Source organism: Legionella pneumophila subsp. pneumophila str. Philadelphia 1 (assembly GCF_000008485.1).
Classification (GTDB): Bacteria; Pseudomonadota; Gammaproteobacteria; order Legionellales; family Legionellaceae; genus Legionella; species Legionella pneumophila.
In genome coordinates, this window is sequence record NC_002942.5 from 1,181,671 (window position 1) to 1,202,087 (window position 20,417).

A 20,417-nucleotide genomic window follows, 5' to 3' on the forward strand; every position below is an offset into this window, starting at 1 on the left:
TCTAATTGGCTAAAACCTATAATTCACTAATTCGTAATCAAGAGGTCCGCGGTTCGATTCCGCGCAACGGCATAGTAAAATCAATAAGTTACAATTCGAATCCCTTCTAGAAAGATATTTTGGTACCAATTTTGGGTCTTTCCCAAATACCTGAATCTTCTACACATCTTGTTTATTCCAAACAAACATGATCAAATCACCTCTTTTTGAGGTATGTATGGACTTAGCAGTTGAAGATACTACAGCATGGTCGGAAGCTATTTTTGGTTCAGTTGCTTTAGGGGATAAACGACTTACTCGTCGGTTAATTCAAATAGGCAAACAATTATCATCGACGCCTGGTGGTTCTCTTTCAGGAAGTTGTGGAGGGCAGGATGCGCTTATAGAAGGTAGTTATCGTTTTTTACGAAACAAACGAGTCACAGCGAATCAAATTGCAGAGGGTGGTTATCAAGTAACAAGCTGGTTATCTCAGTCAATCCCCACGCTTTTAGCCATTGAAGACACAACCACGCTCTCCTATACCCATCAAGTAAAAGAATCATTAGGTGATTTAGGCGGTCCTAAAGAAAAAAGCAATCGAGGTTTTCATGTTCACACCACCATGCTCATGGATGCAGAACAAGAGAAAACAATAGGATTAATCGCGCAAGAACGTTGGTGTCGAGATATCAAAGAAAGAGGCAAAAAAAATCATCGACGAGTAAGGTTATATACAGAGAAAGAAAGCTATAAATGGGAAAAGAATACTCGGGAATTAGAGAATCGATTGGGTTCTAAAATGTCTGATGTGATTTCTGTTTGCGATAGAGAAGCTGATATTTTTGAATACATTCAGTACAAGTTAGACCATGCTCAACGTTTTATTGTTCGAGCGAGCCATAATCGAAAACTAGAAGGAAGTAACTGTTATTTATTTCAAATGTTACCTTCAGCAGTAAACTTGGGTATTTATACAATTGAAGTGGCTCAAAAAGCAAATAGAAAGAAACGCCAAGTGACTCTTGAGTTAAAAACAACATCTGTTACTTTCTCACCTTCTGAACGAAGAGCTAAAGCACGTGAATTAAAACCAATCACTTTAAACGTAGTAATCGCTAAAGAGAAAAATCCATCTGAAAGCGATTGCCTTGAATGGATTCTATTAACAACAGAAGCCACAACAACATTAGAGTGTACCCGAAAAATAACGCGATATTATGAAATGAGATGGCGCATTGAGGATTTTCATAAAGCATGGAAATCGGGGGTTGGTGCTGAAGAGCAGCGTATGCAATCAATTGAAAATTTAGAGAAAATGATTGTCATTCTCTCATTTGTAGCAATTCGATTACTCCAATTAAAAGAGTATTTTGAATACCCGACTACTCTAGTTATCAATGATAGCAGTACTTCTTGCGATGAATTGCTCACTGATGCTGAATGGAAAGTCTTATGGAATAGTGTTGAAAGAAAATCATTACCTGAAAAAATACCTACTGCTGCTTGGGCTTATAAAGCAATAGCCAAGTTGGGCGGTTGGACTGATTCCAAAAGAACTGGGAAAGCAGCTTGGTCTACTATCTGGAAAGGATGGTTCCGATTACAGGAACGAGTAGAAGGGCTTAGGATAGCTAACGAGTTGATGGAGATGTGATCAAGAGACAGTTTGTTGGGGTAGAGCCTAATTGTTTCCAATTTAATACCTACTTCAATGAGTTAACACCACAATATCTATTGCATATGCCAAGCATGATAGGGTATCGCTCCTCTTATACTTGGGCTATCATATTAATGTTTTTGAAGAGACTTTGGATAATCCATGAGTAGTGATAAGACACTAAATGTAAAAGCAACAGGGATCATTGCCCTTGCTGTTATGTGTAGTCGAGTATTAGGTCTTATTCGAGAAGTCTTATTCAATGCTTTATTTGGCAGTGCTTCCATGGGGATTTTTCTTATCGCATTCCGTGCGCCAAACCTTTTGAGGGATTTGTTTGCAGAGGGCGCTCTCTCCGTTTCTTTTATTACTGTTTTCTCTAAAAAAATTGAAACTGAAGGAGAAAAATCAGCTTGGCAGCTGGCTTCAAAAATGCTTACATTGACCAGTGTTTTCATGAGCATCTTATGTCTCTTTGGGATTATTTTTGCCAAATACCTCATTTTTATTTTAGCGCCTGGTTTTTCAGTGAAGGATGCTGAAACAACGATTTTCCTCACTCAATTGATGTTTCCTTTCATTTTATTAGTGTCTCTTGCTGCCATAGTAATGGGGATGCTGAATTCTAAAAATGTTTTTGGTATGCCTGCGTTAGCCTCGAGTTTTTTTAACATTGGCTCTATTCTTGGTGGCGCTTTATGTGGATGGTTTATTGATCCATCATTTGGAGAGAGGGCACTTATTGGTTTGGCAATCGGAACGGTAATAGGGGGACTTTTACAACTCGGAGTACAATTTCCCAGCTTAAGAAAGGTTGGTTTTTATTTTAAACCCAATTTTCATTGGTATGATTCTGGGGTTCGAAACACTTTGATTTTAACTATTCCAGCAGTGATCGCCGCAAGTGCAGTGCAAATAAATGTACTTATCAATTCAGGATTTGCCTCATACCTTGGAAAAGAAGCAGTAACATGGCTCAACAGCGCATTTAGACTTATGCAATTTCCACTTGGAGTGTTAGGTGTTGCTATTGCTACGATTACATTACCAGTCGTATCTCGTCTTGCTGCAACGAACAATCACTCTCAATTTGGATCAACACTGGCTCGCGCGATCCGTCTAGCGGTGTTTTTGACAATGCCAGCTGCAGTTGGACTTTGGTTTTTTGCAACCCCCATTATAAGCCTCATTTATGAACACGGAAAATTTCATGCGTCGGATTCCTTGCAAACCGCATATGCATTGCAATTTTACGCTCTTGGACTTGTGGCTTACTCATGCATCAAGGTGCTTTCACCAGCCTTTTACGCCATTGATAAAAAATGGACTCCCATGATTGTCAGTTTTGCAACCATTATCTTAAATATTATTTTGAATTATTTTTTAATTTTCAAATTGAGTATGGGGCATCGTGGACTCGCTTTGTCCACAACAGTTTCTGCTACTGTTAATTTTTTGGTTCTATATGTTCTCATGACCCGCTTGCATAATTTGCAGAATAGATACCTTTTCAACACTATATTACGGTGTGTTTTAGCATCTGCAATATTAGGTTTTATGTGTCAATCTATCTTTGCGTATGGAGCTGACTTCCTTTACCATCCTTCATTTTGGATACGTGCAGTTTCCCTTGCTATTTCAATTTCTTTCGCTGTCTTAGTGTATCTGAGCATGTGTGTAATCCTTCGAGTGGATGAGGCAAAGAGTATTTTTATGATCATTCGTCATCGATTAGGATTCCCTATTAAGTTCAAATCAAAACAGGTATAAACATTAATAATTGAATAATAGAGAAGTTATTGAGAGACTACAGTAGTCTATGAGAAAGTTTGCTTTTATCACAAAGTGACTTTGGTTTATCAAACCATTTAATAAGTGTATCTTCCCCTAGATTATCATATATATAGGATAAACAGGTCGTTCAGGATCCGACCCTGATCCTGTTTCCAGAAGTTATCCCTGATTTAAAATTAAATATAATATTTTCGTGCTACCCCGGCGCTACCTTTTGTAGCAACTGCTATCGTAGAAGCATCAAATAAAAAGTATAATTCCTTCCAGTTTAAAATATAGATAGACACCCAATGGGCATTTTTCTAGAAACTAAAAGACTAATACTTAAAAGAGTCGAATTATCCGATCTTGATCTGTTAGTAGCATTGAGATCTGATTTAGAAGTAATGGAAAATACTGGTTATGGGGGTACTCAGACAATAGAAGAGGTAAGAGAGTACTTAGATTTTGCTATTCCTTATCAAGAAAAGCATGGAATGGGATTTTGTCTGGTATTTGAAAAGGAAAGCGGAAACTTTGTTGGCGAAGCGGGTTTATTCCATTTGTTATTTGATGATAAGCAATCCGAAATTGAACTTGGTTACCACTTGCATAAAAAGTTTTGGGGGAAAGGCTATGGCACTGAATTAGCAAAGGCACTAATTCAGTGGGGGTTTCAGCACTTATCTGTCAACAAGCTCATTTCTACCGCCTATCCAGATAATATCGCTTCTCAAAAAGTCTTAAACAAGGCGGGCTTTGATTGCATGAGTAAAAAACAATTGCCTGATGGCGAGGAATTGTTTTGGTATGAAATTTACAAGAATGATTCCGTTGAATTAGTGCCTTATGATTCTCAATGGCCAAAGATAGCTGAAGTGGAAATTAAAAAGCTACGAAAAATCCTGCCAACTAATCATGTTATTGATATCCAACATGTTGGTAGCACAGCTATTCCAGGAATGCTGGCTAAGCCTATTATTGATATTCAAATTACTGTTGATTCTCTAACCGCTATAAAACAGACAGCGATAGCCGTATTAAAAGCCTATGACTACGTATATTGGGCCGAAGATCCTGATCCTGAAAAAATGTTTTTTGTAAAAGGGATGCCTCCATTTGGTGAAAAACGAACATACCATGTGCATATTATTGAGCCTAAATCAAAGCGTGGGCACGATAGAATCATTTTTAGGGATTATTTGATTGCTCATCCTGAGGTAGCGCGTGAGTATGAACAATTAAAAATAGAATTGGCACATGAATATACTTATGATCGGGAGCAGTATACCGATGCTAAAACACAATTCATTGCCAGTGTATTAGGCAAAGCTCTAGTAACTGATCAAATTCAGAACCTGACAAAATATAAAGGAATAAATGAACTACTACACCAGCTCCTCTTACAAATACAATCTATTCTAGCAAACGAATTTGTAGGTATGTACATTGGAGGTTCTCTCGCAAGTGATTCATTCAATAGTGAAACAAGTGATATTGATTGCTACATTATTACAAGCAAGATGCTTTCTGAGAATATGATCGGAAAGATTGAGGAAATGCACAATCAATTTTATTCAAGTAAATTAAAATATGCGAAAAAAATTGAAGCTTCCTACGTTCCTCAAAAAGATCTCGTAGATTTTGATCCCCAAGGCATGCGTCCTTATTTTAATGAAGGTCGCTATTACCTGGGGCATTATGGCAATAATTATTTAATCGAACTATTTGTACTAAGAGAAAAAGGAATTTCAATTGCAGGGCCCGATATAAAATGTTTAATCCAAGAAATATCCAATCAAAGTTTGAAGGCTGCTATACAGAAAAATTTGCACGAATATTGGGAGTCTAACTTAATTGATTTTTCAAAATTTAAACGCAGTGACTATCAGGTGTTTACAATTTTAACCATGTGCCGCACCCTTTATTCTTTAGAAACAGGCAAAATAACTTCTAAAATAGAAGCAGCACAATGGGCAATGCAGCATCTTGATACTAAATGGGAAAAGTTGATTGAATTAGCTGCCGCTTGGGAGCCAAGCCAGGAAATAAATAGATTAGAGGAAACGCAGAATTTTGTCAGGTATGTGCTGAATAAAAGTCGTGAGTATCAATGAGCAGATCACATTACTTTTCAGAATAAATGAAGACTGAAAATTTATTGTAGTAGTCTGATAAAATCTCACTCATCAATAAATCCAGCTATTGTTATTTTAGGAGCAATTGAGCATGAGTAAGTTAAATAAAACTAGAGTCTATGAAGTATATGATGAAATCATTAATTGGTTTGATGATGCTCGCACTAAAAACCTCATGGAATCGGAATATCTTAATTTAATTGTGAATGCAATTCCTCCGAAGAGCTCAATTTTGGACTTGGGCTGTGGAACTGGAGAGCCTATAGCGCAATTTTTTATTGAAAAAGGCTTTAAACTTACTGGTGTTGATGGCAGTCAAAAAATGATTGAGCTTTGTAGAAAGCGTTTTCCAGATGAACGCTGGATAGTCTCAGATATGCGCGATATAAATTTACAACAACAATTCGATGTAATACTTGCATGGCATAGCTTTTTTCATCTGGATCATGACAGCCAACGTAATATGTTCAAAATATTTGAATCCCATACCAAACCTGGGGGAGTACTAGCATTTACTTCTGGAGAAGAAGAAGGCGAAGTCTGGAGTGATAATGGAGGCCAACAACTTTATCATGCATCTTTGTCGACAAAAGAATATGAAAGCCTTCTCAAAAATTCATCATTTAAAGTGCTGGTACATAAAGTCTGTGATCCTGAGTGTGGCGAGGCTACAGTTTGGGTAGCGCAAAAGATTTAAAATCCTTAGTTATAAACCAAAATTATCAGTGGAATTACCATGAACCCTAATTTTAAAATAAGATTTGCAATACTGTCCGATGTTCCTTTAATTTTGCAATTTATTAAAGAGTTTGCAGAATACAAGTATCAGCGCTAAAGGGTCAGATCTTGCCTTTTGCTTATCATAGTAGTTTTAGGGAATTTTAGAGAAAGCAAAAAGCAAGATCTGACCCTGATCCTCTGTTCATATGTAGAAAAATCAGAGGATTCTAATGCAACACTTCCTGAGCCCAAAGAAACCAAAGGTCATGGACGTTTACCCCATACTGCTTATGCCAATGCGAATGCGAATGAGTACAATATCCCCATAGAGACACTAAGCCCTGGTCAGCCTTGCCGAATGGATTGTGGAGGGTAGTTCTATCGCATCACCCCAGGTATTATCGTGAACATGAGCGTTCAGGATCAGGTCTTGTTTTTTGCCAACTTCTAGTCAGAAGTCAAAAAGCAGGGTCTGCTCCAGATATGCTCTCAACAGTATTGACAAAAATATTATTAAAAAAGAGAAAGGAATATTATCAGCAATTAGGCTTAGCAAGTAAAACCTTAGACCTGACATCCTGGCTTTTATGGTTTGCTAACATTGCTCTGGAGGATTATATGTATATTGATTTTATTATTAAAAAATCTGTCATTTTAAGGGAAGCCGAAGGGAAAATTAATCCAAGGCAAGAAAAGGTGTTATTAAGATTATTTCATGCTGGGCCTGAGGGGGTTGTGGGTGGTTTAAGTGCTAAAAATTATATGAGCATTACTAATGCAACGATTGCTACAACAACCAGAGATTTAAATGATTTGGTTAAAAAAATATTCTCAAAAGAACTGGTGAGCTTAAAGCGACTCGTTATTTTTTAAATCTCGATAAGTTTTAAATAGGATTTATTGAACTTGGTACGTAGTGAGTTCCAAAATGGAACTTACTAAAGCATACAATTTGTCAGACATTATAAAATTTTTAGGCTTAAATAAGTCAAAAATGAAGTGAGATAAATTAAGACATTCTATTTTTCTCTAAAGAAATTAACTCCCTTAATAGTGATTTAGGGGCAGCTCCTGATGAACTACGATGAAATCCGGGTTTTTTGAATCACTCATGCTGTACATTTGGCGGGTTATGTATTTAAATATATGCCATCTAGACCTCTAATATAGCAATTTATGTTTTTTGATGACACTTATTTGGATTATAAAGCCAGAGTTAGTTACTCTTTGTTTTGCGCTAAAGATTTTAATGAAACAGCTGCTTTTATCAAGGCTAATCGAATTTTAATGACTAGCACCGAGTTAGCTGCTTATATGCTGAAACCAGAAAATTATAAATATGCCATTATTGCTAGAATAAAGAATAGCATGGTGGGCATTGTCTTATTCACGGATTTTGAATCGGAAGTATTCATTAATCATCTTTATGTAAGTCCTATACATCGTTTTAAAGGGATCGGCTCAAATTTATTGAAAGAATTAAAAGCTTTTATGGGACAAAGAACAGTCTCTTATATAGATACAAGTAACAACTATATGCCTTGGATGGAGGTTTTGGATGTTTCCAAGAAAGCTGCAGTCATTAATCAATTAGGATCATTTTATAAATGTAGTAAGTGACAGCCACAGTAATCTTACTGCCCCTTATAAAAGCATATTCGACTTTACCATCAAGAGATTTAATTGTTTGTAAATTCATTTGCATAATGTTTTGGATGGCTATTTCAATTTCAAACTAAATTTCTTGCCTCGACTGAAGTTTTCTTTTGTAAGTTTTCTATGCTTTACTTAACTCATGTAAGAATCATTGCGTGTATTAAAGAGCAGTAGCTGATTCACAAGATTTTGGCGTACATGAATCAACAGCAAAAAGCGCCGGCATCAATTAAAGCATTAGGTATTCGTACACCACCAACCAAGGCAGTTAGCCAAATGACACTATAAGCAAAGAGTAAAAGGCCATGAAATCATTATGAGGCTTGTTGTCAACTTTTAAGCTCTCTTTACTTTTGAAAAACAGGAAATAGGTGGTTTAAAAAATCCTATACCACTTTTGATTAAGCAGACCAATACAAGCAATTTTAAGAATAGTTGTCTAAAATAAAATGAAATATCCCTTTTATCAAGCGTCCAGCATGAAAGTAATTTCTCTTGGGTAATTGACAATATATATGTTTAACAATGTCAATCTACAGAGGCAATACATGATAGATACAATAATCTTTGATTTTGACGGTGTAATACTTAATAGTGAACCCATGCATTTTGAAGCGATAGTCCAAGTACTGAATCAATCAGGGATTAATCTTGCTTATGAAGAATATATGACTCATTACCTTGGGTTAAGTGATATCAGTTTGTTTCCCAAAATACTGAATGATAAGGGGCTTGCATTCTCCTCAACTGAAATACATCAAGTTATAGAACGCAAGGTCAGAGTTTATAATGAGTTAATCGAGAACAGTGAGCAATTGCCTATGACTCCTGATCTGGATTGGTTTTTAGTTCGAGTGGCTAGACAATATGGAAAAATCGGTATCTGCAGCGGATCCAATCGCCATTCCATAATAAAAATTCTTGAAAAAATTCATTGCGGTCGCTTGGCTTGCTATTTTAAAACCATTGTAAGTTGTGAAGATGTAAGCTTGGGTAAACCATCTCCAGAAGGTTATTTGCTTGCAGCACATCGTTTGCAATCCAAGCCTGAAAACTGTTTGGTTATAGAGGATTCGGAACATGGTGTAGCAGCTGCGAAAGCGGGAGGAATGCTGGTTGCGGGTTTACTGACAACACTGAGCAGGGATCTGTTGGCCAATGCGGATATGATTGTGCATGATTTTAAAGAACTGGATCATTTGTTGAACTCCCACTAAAAAGAGACAGGTTACACTGATTTAGGGTCAGATCCTGAACTCTTCAACTGATATTGTATTACGACAAAATCGCTTGATAATTAAACCAACAGTCTCCCAAGTAAATCACAGTTTTACAACTAAACCGAATTTTTTAATGTTGATGGGCAAAATTCATTATACGGTTCTTTTAGTACATCAGTAAAAATGGCAAGATTTCTAAGTTCATCTTTGTGTGGCTCTGGCCCTGAACTTTATGCAATAAACCATAGCACAAGTTGATTTTCTCTTTAATCTGGGAGGTTAAAAGGTCGGTAATGATAAAATAGAGAATGATTGATTTTTTTTCAAAATGGTGATGAGAAAGTACATTGATTTGCCTAAATCGGTCTTGCGAATTAAAGTATAGGAAATATTGGTTATTTTTTAGAATGTTCTCTTGTATTTTAAGGTAATTATGTAGAACTTTTTACCTCATTAAATTAAGGGAAAGCTGGTCCAAAGGATGGATGCAATGGTACTGCAATGGCACGAAAAAACGCTTCAGGATATTGTTTCTCAGTTTAAAGCAGATCTGGTTTTGGGGTTAACCGAGGCAGAAGCGGTACGGCGATTAAAAGAAGTAGGGCCAAACCTACTCGACAAGCAAAAAAGAACGTCACCTTTGGTTATTTTTTTGCAACAATTTAGCAATATAATCATCTGGGTGCTTTTAGGTGCTGTTGTTGTTTCTTTTTTACTCGGCGAAAAAGCTGATGCCATTGCCATTTTTGCCATTGTCATTTTAAATGCCATCATTGGCTTTGCTTTAGAATATCGTGCCGATCGGGCGATATTGGCTCTGCAGCAAATGGCTGCTCCTAAAGCAACCGTGCTTCGAGATGGCTATGCGAAGCTGATTGCGGCTTCTGATATCGTACCAGGTGATGTTATTCTTTTTGAAAGCGGAGATTTAATTGCCGCTGATGCTCGTCTATTCGAATTTTCAGCCCTTAAAGTCAATGAAGCGCCACTCACAGGAGAATCCCTCCCGGTTGCTAAAAATCTGGATCTTTGTACGAAAGACACCTCTCTAGCCGATCGTAAAAATATGGTGTTTATGGGAACAGCTGTTGTCAATGGAACGGGACGTGCTCTTGTCATAGCAACCGGCATGCAAACTGAAATGGGTCGTATTGCCCAGTTACTAGGTGAAGCATCTCGTGATAAAACCCCTTTGCAAAAAAAACTTAATCAAGTGGGATCTCGTTTATTATGGGTTTGCTTTTTCATTGTTATGGCTATTTTTGGCTTAGGCCTCCTGCGTAATATTCCTATCTTCAATCTGTTTATGAGTTCAGTTAGTCTTGCTGTTGCTGCGATTCCTGAGGGGTTACCTGCTGTGGTCACAGTGGCTTTAGCTCTGGGTGTGCAACGTATGGTGCGGCGTGCTGTGCTGGTAAGACGATTATCGGCAGTAGAAACACTTGGTTATTTACAAGTCATTTGCACTGATAAAACAGGAACTTTAACTGTGGGTGAGATGACAGCACGTAAATTTGTGACAGCAAGCGATGTATATAGTATTTATGGAGAAGGCTATAATCTCGCAGGAAAATTTTCACTTCAAGGCCAAGAGATTAATGTTTCAGAAGACAAGTTATTGCAGGCCTCATTACAGGCTATGGTATCCTGCAATAATGCTGAATTTAGACAACAAAATGGGCAAATGACAGTAGCCGGGGATCCGACTGAGGTGGCTCTTTTGGTCGCAGCAGCTAAAGGAGGTTTTTGGCGAAGTGAACTACAAATTTCTAATCCTCGCATTAAGGAGTTGCCTTTTAGTTCCGAACGCAAACGAATGACAGTGGTTTGTCAATATGACAATGATGAGCTCATGGTTTACGTAAAAGGGGCTCCAGAAATTGTTTTAGAACGCTGCACTCATATTTTAACAAAAACTGGTATTAAAAAATTAACGCTGAATGATAAAGCGCGTATGAGGCAATCATGTGAATTCATGGCTAGTGAGGCATTAAGGATTTTGGCATTCGCACAACGTCCATTGGACACGTCATGGCTGGATAAAGAAATTGAGGAGATTGAAAGCAATCTCGTTTTTTTAGGTCTGATTGGACTGCAAGACCCACCGCATTCCAGTGCAAAGGAATCTGTTTCCCGCTGTAAAAAGGCGGGTATCAAACTGGTGATGATTACAGGAGACCATCCTGTTACAGCGAGAGCCATTGCTCAAGAACTTGGGATATTAAGCGAAGGTGATCAACTCCTTACTGGCAATGAGCTTGAAAACATATCAGAGGAAGAGTTTAACTCTTGCGTCAAAGACATTGCAGTCTATGCTCGTGTGACTGCGGAGCATAAATTAAAAATCGTACGTGCTTGGAAAAAACAAAATAGAGTAGTTGCGATGACAGGTGATGGTGTGAATGATGCGCCTGCTCTAAAAGAGGCTTCTATTGGTATTGCGATGGGAAAAACAGGAGCTTCTGTTACCAAGGAAGCTTCAGACATTATTGTCATGGATAACAACTTCACATCAATTGTAGCAGGGATTGAAGAAGGTCGAACGATTTACGATAATATTATCAAAACACTCATTTATTTATTAGCAGGTAACAGTGCTGAATTGCTGGTTGTTTTTGTAGCACTTTTAATCGGATGGCCCTTGCCTTTGCTCCCTATTCAATTACTATGGATTAACTTAGTGACTGACGGTTTGCCAGCCATTGGTTTAGCAACTGATAGGTCAGAACCAGGAATTTTGAATCGCCCAGCCAGAACCATTCAAAAATCCATGATGGATGGTACGTTTCTCAAACGAGTGAGTTTTATTGGTTGTGTAACAGCTGTAGTAACTTTAATTGTTTTTGCTTATGAGTATTTAGCTTATAAGGATTTAACTCAAGCGCAAGATGCAGCATTTTCCATATTAGTGACAGCAAGACTTTTGATAGCATTTGGAACTCGTAGTGATACTAAGACTATATTTCAGCTCGGTTTTTTCTCTAATCTGCATTTATTTATAATTATTAGCATTAGTTTTTCACTACAGGTCTTGATTCATCATATTCCCGTACTACGAGATTTGTTTGGTATTGGGCAAATCTCATTTACTCAATGTATTTCCTGGATCTTGATAGGCACGTTGCCTTTGTTAGTAATTGAAGCCCAAAAATGGCTAAGGAAAGCACCTGGTGAGACATTTTAGTGTTAGAAAAATTATTTGGATTGTTCTCCTGAGTTTCTGCTTTACGGAGTCATTCATTTATGCAAAGCCTAATCCTGGTTTATCGCAGTTAATTGAGGAAGCTAAGCAAAACAATCCCCAAATTCGTGCAGCACGCGATCGTTTACTTGCCGCAATTCATGTGATCCCACAAGCGAAAGCGTTGCCTGATCCCAAGGTGAATGCTGGCTATATCAATATGTCAGAGAACATTCCCATGGATGTAGATCCAAGACGTGAACAAATGCTGGGTGGCCAACAAGAAATTCCCTTTCTTGGCAAGCTTGTTGTACGAGGAAGAATAGCAACGCTTGAGGCTAAACGGGCAGAAGCGGAATATCAAGCCACGTGTTTTGCTGTCATTGCGGAACTTAAACAGCTTTATTATGATCTTTACTTTGTCAATAAATCTCTTGAAATCGTACAAAGAAACCAAGAGCTTCTCCATGAAATGGAAAAAAGTGCCGAAGCTAATTACAGTGTCGGAAAAACACCTCAACAAGATATTTATCGCGCTCAAACCGAAATTTCTCGTCTTCTGATGCGCTTGGTTATCTTAAAGCAGCAACGGGAATCCTTACAGGCTGACATTAATCGTCTTTTAAATCGTTCCTTAGAAATCACGGTCAATACTCCAGCCATCCTTTCTCTGACACCAATGAGTCATCATTTGGATTATTTTTATTCACTGATTAAGCAGCGAGCACCTCAATTAATAATGCAACGGCGAAATGTTCAAAAAGGACGTCAATCCATCCGTTTAAGTAAAATGGAGTATTTCCCCGACGTTGAAATCGAAGGTGGTCGGCTTCACGATACGGGAATGCACACCAAAGGTTATCAAGTGTTGTTAAAAGCAACCGTTCCGCTTTATTTCATGCAAAAGCAAAATAATGCTGTGCGCGAATCAATTGCTCGTTACAGTGCTGATATGGAGGATTTGCAGACCACTTATCGCGCGCTTTCTTTTCAAGTGAAAAATGCCTATTTATTAGCAGAGCGCTCTGCCAAGCTTATTCATCTGATTCAACATACTATTATTCCGCAAGCCACTTTAACGTTTACTTCTTCTCAGGCTAATTACGGGGTTGGTAAGGTGGATTTTTTAACCATGCTTAATAATTTGTTGACCCTGCAAGAAAACGAATTGGAGTGGCACGGTGAGCTTGCTGAGCATGAGAAAGCGATTACGCAAATCGAAGCAATTACAGGGACTTATCTATGAATAATAAGGTGATGATAAAGAGTATGTTTGTTTTAAGTTTACTGTCTTTGCTGCCATTAATAACCTATGCGCAAAATACAACCGATATGCATGGTAAGATGGACATGAAACAGCCTACACAAAAAAATGAAATTGTAATTGACCCAGTCCGCTTACAAGCCATTGGCATCACCTCAGAGCCAGTACGCCGTCAAAACATTGAAAAAACAATTCGCACGGTAGGACGGGTTGCGGTCGATGAGCGTCGGGTTGCCCATATTCATGTGCGCTTTGATGGTTGGATAGAGAAATTATTTATCAATTTTACCGGTGAAAAAGTAAAGGCAGGGCAAGCCCTTTTTACAGTGTATAGCCCTGACTTGGTTTCCACCCAACAAGAATATTTACTTGCTCTCAATGCACAAAAAATTTTGAGTCAAAATACGACATCCATTGCCGCCCAAGGTGCGAAAGATGCTTTTCAAGCAGCTCACCAAAGATTATTGTTGTGGGGAATTTCTGAAAAGGATATAGAGCAATTAAAACATACTGGAAAAATAACAAGGACCATGACCATTCATTCACCGATTAAAGGAACGGTGCTTAAAAAAATGGCGTTTATCGGTATGCGCATAGAGCCGGGTGATGAGTTGTACACTATTGCTGATTTATCGCATTTGTGGGTTTTAGGGGATATTTACGAGTACGAGCTTCCTTATATCCGTCTTGGTCAAACGGCTGATTTGACGATCACCTATTTACCCAATGAATTATTTAAAGCCAAGCTTGATTTTATTTATCCCACTATTGACCTAAAAACACGTACAGTCAAGGTGCGTTTTGAAGTGAACAATCAAAAAGAACAATTAAAGCCTGGCATGTACGTCAATTTGGAACTCAAAATCCCTTTTGGTGAACGTCTTGTAGTGCCTAAAAATGCCGTTTTACTCACGGGTGAACGAGCTGTGGTCTTTATTTATCACGGCAAGGGTAAAATTGAATGGCGAGACGTTACTCTTGGGGTGCGAGCCGGCGATTTGCTTGAAATAGTCCAGGGGGTTAAGGAAGGAGATGAGATTATCACCTCGGCAAACTTTTTGATTGACTCAGAAAGTCAGTTGAAAGCGGCCATGGGAGGCATGCAGCATAAATAATAAAAGGGCATGATTTGCCTTTGGAACAAAGGGATTTTATGGTTGAACGAATTATTGAATTTTGTGTGCGCAATCGTTTTATTGTGTTGCTGTTCATATTCGGGTTTTCTTTTATGGGCTACATGGCCTTGAAGAATACCCGCATGGATGCATTACCTGATATTTCAGACACGCAGGTGATTGTTTATACTACTTGGATGGGACGCTCCCCGGACCTTATAGAAGATCAAGTGACTTATCCTATTGTGACAGCACTGCTGTCGGCACCGAAAGTGGTTGCTGTGCGAGGATTTTCTGATTTCGGATTTTCTTATGTTTATATCATTTTTGAAGACGGTACTGATATTTATTGGGCGCGTTCACGAGTCTTGGAGTACATGAGCCAACTGGCAGGAAAGTTGCCTGAAGGGGTGACGCCGCAATTAGGTCCTGATGCTACTCCTGTAGGTTGGATTTATCAATATGCCTTGGTAGATGAAAACGGGAAGCATAATCTGGCAGACTTACGTACATTTCAGGATTGGTATTTACGTTATTGGTTAAGAAGCGTTCCTGGTGTGTCTGAAGTAGCTAGCGTGGGTGGTTTTGTCAAGCAATATCAAATCAATTTAGATCCGGTCAAGGTTCTTGCCTACAATCTATCTGTTCCTGACATCATCGAAAAAATACGTATGAGTAATAATGATACCGGCGGGCGGGTGCTCGAACTCTCAGGAGTAGAGTACATGATTCGTGGGCGAGGGTATATTAAGTCAACAGATGACATTGAAAAAATTGCTATAGGTACCAATACAAATGGGACACCGATTTTGCTGCGCGATGTAGCTACTGTGCAGCTTGGCTCAGATATGCGTCGAGGTGTTGTCGAATTAAATGGTCAAGGAGAAACAGTTGGCGGTATTGTCATCATGCGCTTTGGTGAGGATGTGCTACAGGTCATTAGTCACATCAAAGAGAAGTTGAAAGAATTACGGGCAGCCATTCCTGAAGGGATGAAAATCGTCAATGTTTATGATCGCAGCAATCTAATTCGTGAAGCCATCTCCACTGTCAATTGGAATTTGATTGAAGAGTTGGTGGTAGTAGGTTTGCTCATTATTGTGTTTTTAGGGCATTTTCGTTCGGCTTTGATTCCTATTATTACCCTGCCACTTGCCATTTTGATTTCATTTATTCCCATCTATTTCTTAGGTATTGGTCTTAACATTATGTCCATTGGCGGCATTATTGTAGCCATTGGGGATATGGTTGATGCGGCTATCATCATGGTCGATAATGCCCATAAACGTATTGCGGATTGGGAGATGAAAGGGTGCTCTGGCGATCGTACACAAGTGTTGATCGATTCGGCGAAGGAAGTGGGGCCTGCGATTTTTTCCTCTCTTTTGGTCATTGCTATATCTTTCATGCCTGTTTTTACTCTAGAAGCACAAGAAGGGCGACTGTTTTCACCTTTAGCTTATACCAAAAACTTAGCTATCTTTATGAGCGCTTTGCTTGCGATAACTTTGATTCCTATGCTCTTGCCTCTTTTAGTGCGTGGTCGAATCATTCCTGAACAAAAACATCCTATTACCCGTTTTATGCAAAAAATGTACGCTCCAGTGTTAAGATTAGCCTTGAGATATCGAAAATTTGTGATGGGTATTGCCGTGGTAGCTGCTTTGAGCATTATTCCTCTTTATAAACTCATTGGCTCTGAGTTCATGCCTCCTCTTTATGAGGGGACAATTTTATATATGCCCGTCACTTTGCCGGGTATTTCTGTGACCCAAGCGACTTCTTTGTTGCAGGAAATGGATAAGAGATTAAAAACGTTTCCTGAAGTGGCACATGTTTTTGGGAAAACAGGAAGAGCAGAAACCTCCACCGACCCTTCCCCATTTAATATGATGGAAGTGATTGTTGAATTAAAGCCTAAAGAATTTTGGCGCAAAGGAATGACTTATGAAAGCCTGGTTGCCGAGATGGATAAAGCGTTGCAATTTCCTGGAGTGAGTAATGCCTGGACCATGCCCATTAAGGCACGCAACGACATGCTCACCACAGGAATTCGAACAGCAGTTGGGATTAAAATTTTTGGTCCTGACATTAAAAAAATTGAAGCTATAGGCAAAGAAATTGAGATGGTTGCTAAAGGAGTGCTGGGTACAAGTAATGTCTATGCTGAGCGGGTAGCTGGGGGGTATTTTCTTGATTTTCAAATTAATCGCGATCAACTGGCTCGTTATGGTTTAACCATTATGGATGTCAATCGCATTATTGAATCGGCTGTGGGAGGTGAAAACATTGCTACCACGATTGAGGGGCGCGAGCGATATCCTGTTAATGTACGTTATTTACGAGAATTACGTGATGATCCAGACAAAATCAATCGCATTTTAGTCAAAACACCCAGTGGCGCTGAAGTGCCTATTGCTCAATTAGTGACTCTCACTTTCCGTTCAGGACCTGCCATGATTCGCGATGAGAATGCCATGTTAGCAGGTTATGTGTTCATTGATATCAGCGGCCGTGACATTGGTGGCTACGTGGAGGAACTAAAACAAGTGGTTAAGGCCAAAGTCAAATTGCCCCCAGGCTACACACTTGCGTGGTCAGGTCAATATGAATTCATGCAGAGAGTTTATGAGAGACTTAAAATTTTCGTACCACTGACTTTAGTCATTATTTTTGTTTTGTTTTATTTTACCTTTCGTACTATCACAGAGACTTTGATGGTCATGTTGGGTGTGCCGTTTGCCTTATTTGGTGGCTTTTTGCTGCTTTATGTATTGGGATATAACATGAGTATTGCAGTTTGGGTAGGCATGATTGCTCTCGCAGGAGTTGCTGCGGAAACAAGTGCGGTGATGCTTGCTTATCTTGATTCAGATTATAACAAGCAAAAAGAAAAGGGATTACTCAAAACTTTGCCTGATTTAATTCAAATGGTTCAACAGTGTGCGGTGTCACGTATTCGCCCTATGGTGATGGCAGGATTAGCTAACATACTCGGTTTGTTACCGGTGATGTGGGCAACTGGCATTGGTGCGGATGTCATGAAGCGGCTTGCAGCCCCCATGGTGGGTGGTGTTTTTTCAGCACTATTGCTGACCTTAATTGTTATCCCAGTGGTTTATGTAATATGGCGGTGGCAAGCAGATTTGAGAAAACAAACCCATTAGCCAACACTGTTAATATGATCGATTTGTTTGTTAACATCTGTAAACAGCATGTGAATGAAGGTTTACGTGGTAAGTTGCAATAGATGACTGCAAAAGAAAAACAGTTATCTCTTGACTCGTTGCAAGACTTTGAAGCGCAGGTTGGGGAAGAGTTTATAGATAAAGTAAATGGTCAGCGTGGGTTTATTGGTAATGCCAGAACAAGGAAGAAAAAACGCTCTTTTTTGTGACGAATAAGATTATGAATAATGGGAACCTCGATAAACTGGTTTGCCCTGAGTTTTGGGCAAGATGGAAGATTATCCAGAATACGTTACACTTATTTAAAGATAAGGTGGATTTAAAAATATCTCAACCTATATTTTGTTTCATAATGCCAAGGATATCGGCCCATGAATGGATTGGAAAAACAATGTTGTCCCAAAGACGTCATACTGACTCAACAGGAAAAGGCTTCAGAAAGTTTGAGCGTTTGTTGCGCTCCTAGTATTTTAGGTGCTTCAGATAGTTTCTTCTCTTTCTTCCATAAGCTATTTCAAGCCAATCTTGCTAAAATGACATTAGGTATTAGTCCTGCAGCGTTGGGCTCGTCTTACTCCACCTGGCTTTGGCAATTGGCGCAATCTCCAGAGGTCTTATGGGAGCTTGCCCTTTATCCATTCTTGCATGCCAATGACTGCATTAACAATATTATTTGCGTTGAGCGTGCTGCTGATGGTAAAGACGTGCGTTTTAAAAAGGATAGTTGGCAGCCCATGCCTTGGCGTTTACTGGCGGAAGGATTTTTGCAGGTAGAAGATTGGTGGCGACGTGCTACAAATATCCCAGGATTACCCCGGCAGGTGGAGCGAACAGTTTCGTTTTGGGTACGCCAATGTCTTGATTCCGTGTCTCCTTCTAATTTTGTTTGGTCCAATCCCGATTTATTTCATGAAGCCATTCGCACCAACGGGCTTAATCTCCTCAAAGGCAGTCAAATAGCAATGGAAGATTGGTTAGAAAAGCTAACTGGTGCACCACCCACAGGTTCTGAGAATTTTATCCCGGGTAAAGACGTGGCTGTGACAGCAGGACGTGTGGTATTTCAAAATCATTTAATTGAACTCATTCAATATGAAGCCCAGACCAAGACAGTGTACAAAGAACCCATATTGATACTGCCTGCTTGGATTATGAAATACTATATTCTTGATTTATCCCCACATAACTCTTTAGTGAAGTGGCTCGTAAAACAAGGTCACACCGTATTTATCATTTCATGGCGTAATCCAGATAAAGAGGACTGTGATTTGGGAATGGACGATTATTATCGTCTTGGTGCCATGGCGGCCATTGATATGGTCTCTACCATTCTACCAGAAACTAAAATCAATCTGATGGGCTATTGTTTAGGCGGTACCTTGGCCATGATTACGGCGTCTATGATGGGAAGATATGAGGATGAACGTTTAAATTGCCTCACGCTACTTGCGGCCCAAGGGGATTTTAGTGAAGCTGGCGAATTAATGCTCTTTGTGAATGAAAGTCAGGTGGATTTCCTTAAAAGTATGATGTGGGAACAAGGTTATCTGGACACTAAGCAAATGGCTGGTTCTTTCCAGATGCTGCGGGCATATGACTTAATCTGGTCTAAAATGGTGCAAGACTATATGCATGGCATGCGTCGTGGGATGATTGATTTAACAGCCTGGAATGCTGATGCCACAAGGATGCCTTATAAAATGCACAGTGAATACCTTGAAAAATTGTTCTTAAACAATGATTTTGCCGAGGGGCGGTATATGGTGGAAGGAAAATCCGTGGCAGCTGAAAATATTCAGTGTCCTATTTTTGCTGTAAGTACTAAAAAAGACCATGTAGCACCTTGGCAGTCGGTATATAAAATTCATCTTATGACAGAGGAGAATGTGACTTTTGTCCTTACAGGTGGCGGGCATAACGCAGGTATCATTAGTGAGCCAGGTCATTCTGGTCATGCTTACCATGTTCATGAGCGCAAGAAAGGCGATGCTTACTTAAATCCCACGAATTGGCTTGAAATTGCAGAAAAACGAGAAGGCTCTTGGTGGCGAGAATGGCATGATTGGTTAGTGCAACAGTCAACCAAAAAACGCATTCTACCACCTGTATTGAATACATCACTTCCGTCAGCTCCTGGAACCTATGTGTTGCAGAAATAGAAGTGAATGGGTATGGCTAAGAAATTCTTGAAGAGCGTGATCTTTAATGACTGGCAGTAGGTAGTCAATGAACTTTACGCAAAACTCTGGTGTAAAATGATATCAATTTATTGGCTGCCATGTCTGGTAATATGGATCTAGCTCACATGGATTCTACGTTTGAAGGATGAATATTTTAAAGTCTCAGCAATTCAGAACTTGAGTTTACTGCAACAGCAATTGAAGAGGCATTTCTATTTTTGAATGAATTTGATTTTGCGCAAAATTCATCTCTATTTGGTCACAGTAATGGCATATGCTGGGTCAGGGGAAATGTCAATATGTACTAAAGATTAAGCGCAAAACTCAAGCCGTGACTAAAGAA

General features: G+C 39.1%; 14 protein-coding genes. All 14 read left to right on the top strand.

From position 1 onward, the window contains the following. Positions 1-217 precede the first annotated feature (217 nt). Positions 218-1,636 (top strand): IS4-like element ISLpn3 family transposase, encoded by a 1,419-nt coding sequence (locus LPG_RS05380; RefSeq protein WP_015444229.1) that lies wholly within the window; start codon positions 218-220, stop codon positions 1,634-1,636. 165 nt (positions 1,637-1,801) lie between these two features. Further along, the gene (gene murJ, locus LPG_RS05385; RefSeq protein WP_010946821.1) at positions 1,802-3,409 is read left to right on the top strand and encodes a murein biosynthesis integral membrane protein MurJ; all 1,608 of its coding nucleotides are present in this window, start codon (positions 1,802-1,804) and stop codon (positions 3,407-3,409) included. A gap of 314 nt (positions 3,410-3,723) precedes the next feature. Then, positions 3,724-5,529, top strand: a complete 1,806-nt coding sequence (locus tag LPG_RS05390) for a GNAT family N-acetyltransferase (protein WP_010946822.1) — start codon at positions 3,724-3,726, stop codon at positions 5,527-5,529. A gap of 112 nt (positions 5,530-5,641) precedes the next feature. Beyond that, positions 5,642-6,247: a class I SAM-dependent methyltransferase gene (locus tag LPG_RS05395; protein ID WP_014843674.1), complete on the top strand. Its 606-nt coding sequence runs from the start codon at positions 5,642-5,644 to the stop codon at positions 6,245-6,247. A gap of 156 nt (positions 6,248-6,403) precedes the next feature. After that, positions 6,404-6,646: a hypothetical protein gene (locus tag LPG_RS05400; protein WP_015444638.1), complete on the top strand. Its 243-nt coding sequence runs from the start codon at positions 6,404-6,406 to the stop codon at positions 6,644-6,646. Between the two features lie 242 nt (positions 6,647-6,888). Then, on the top strand, positions 6,889-7,143 hold the full coding sequence (locus LPG_RS15335; RefSeq protein ID WP_223804300.1) for a hypothetical protein: 255 nt from the start codon (positions 6,889-6,891) through the stop codon (positions 7,141-7,143). Positions 7,144-7,446: 303 nt separating this feature from the next. Then, the gene (locus LPG_RS05410) at positions 7,447-7,890 is read left to right on the top strand and encodes a GNAT family N-acetyltransferase (protein ID WP_010946825.1); all 444 of its coding nucleotides are present in this window, start codon (positions 7,447-7,449) and stop codon (positions 7,888-7,890) included. Positions 7,891-8,474: 584 nt separating this feature from the next. After that, positions 8,475-9,143 carry an HAD family hydrolase gene (locus LPG_RS05415; RefSeq protein ID WP_015444635.1) on the top strand — a complete coding sequence of 223 codons (669 nt, stop codon included), beginning with the start codon at positions 8,475-8,477 and terminating at the stop codon, positions 9,141-9,143. A 493-nt stretch (positions 9,144-9,636) separates the two neighbouring features. Beyond that, a complete protein-coding gene (locus LPG_RS05420; protein WP_015444634.1) occupies positions 9,637-12,330 on the top strand; it encodes a cation-translocating P-type ATPase in 2,694 nt (897 codons plus the stop codon). Continuing rightward, positions 12,317-13,573: a TolC family protein gene (locus LPG_RS05425; protein ID WP_015444633.1), complete on the top strand. Its 1,257-nt coding sequence runs from the start codon at positions 12,317-12,319 to the stop codon at positions 13,571-13,573. The genes LPG_RS05420 and LPG_RS05425 overlap by 14 nt, the downstream gene beginning before the upstream one ends. After that, positions 13,570-14,706, top strand: a complete 1,137-nt coding sequence (locus tag LPG_RS05430) for an efflux RND transporter periplasmic adaptor subunit (RefSeq protein WP_010946829.1) — start codon at positions 13,570-13,572, stop codon at positions 14,704-14,706. The genes LPG_RS05425 and LPG_RS05430 overlap by 4 nt, the downstream gene beginning before the upstream one ends. A gap of 38 nt (positions 14,707-14,744) precedes the next feature. Next, positions 14,745-17,873 (top strand): efflux RND transporter permease subunit, encoded by a 3,129-nt coding sequence (locus tag LPG_RS05435; protein WP_015444632.1) that lies wholly within the window; start codon positions 14,745-14,747, stop codon positions 17,871-17,873. An 83-nt stretch (positions 17,874-17,956) separates the two neighbouring features. After that, positions 17,957-18,103 carry a hypothetical protein gene (locus LPG_RS05440; protein ID WP_015444630.1) on the top strand — a complete coding sequence of 49 codons (147 nt, stop codon included), beginning with the start codon at positions 17,957-17,959 and terminating at the stop codon, positions 18,101-18,103. A gap of 162 nt (positions 18,104-18,265) precedes the next feature. Next, complete coding sequence (locus LPG_RS05445; RefSeq protein ID WP_010946831.1) at positions 18,266-20,053, top strand: PHA/PHB synthase family protein; 1,788 nt, start codon at positions 18,266-18,268, stop codon at positions 20,051-20,053. Positions 20,054-20,417: the final 364 nt, after the last annotated feature.